A 776-nucleotide genomic window follows, 5' to 3' on the forward strand; every position below is an offset into this window, starting at 1 on the left:
CCCCCGAACCCCCCGCCGAGCCCAACCTCACAGAGACCAAGCTCGACGAGCCCACGGCACAGCCGGCCCCGGAAAAGACCACCACCAAGCCCGATCCACCCTCCGACACCCCTGCCGAGCAGCCCCAAATCACCACCCCGGAAGCCAAGGCCACCACCAAGCAAGCCGAAAGCACCGCGCCCACCACCAAGCCCGCCGAAGCCGCCGCGCCCAACCCGGAGCAGGCCGAAACCACCGCTCCCGTCGTCGAGGCCACTGCCGCCAAGGCAGCACCCGCGCCCTCCGCCGAGGAACCCCCGGCGACCTTGGAGCCAGCCGCCGCAACGACAGAACCCGCTGCCACCCCGGCGCCCGCCGCCAAAGACGAAGAAACAGCCGCCACCTCGGAACCGGCCGACGAAGCCGCTCCTGAAGCGGCCGACGACAAGAAGGAACCTGCTGCCACGCCGGCACCCATCGCCCCGGAACCGGCCGCCAAAGAGGAAGAGGTCGCCGCGCCGGAACCTACCGCCGAAAAGGAAGAGACCGCGGAGGCCGAAGCCCAGCCGGACGCCCCCACCACTCCGGAGCTCACGGCCGCCACACCCACTGCTCAGGACCCGGCCTCGGAGACCACATCCGACCAGCCGCCCACCGAGCCCAAGCCGGAAAACCAGCCCACAGCCACCCCAAAACCCAGCCAGACCGCGGAGACCCCGCCACCCCCGGCCCGCAAGACCGCACCCCGAGCGCCCCAGGCACCCCCCAAAGCGGCCCCCACAACCCCCCCCCCCGCC

1 pseudogene is annotated in these 776 nt (G+C 72.3%); it reads left to right on the plus strand.

The window, feature by feature from the left end:
- Window positions 1-776 (plus strand): annotated as a pseudogene (locus ADL15_RS54200) (hypothetical protein); the annotation flags it as partial.

This window comes from Actinoplanes awajinensis subsp. mycoplanecinus (assembly GCF_001509495.1).
Classification (GTDB): Bacteria; Actinomycetota; Actinomycetes; order Mycobacteriales; family Micromonosporaceae; genus Actinoplanes; species Actinoplanes palleronii.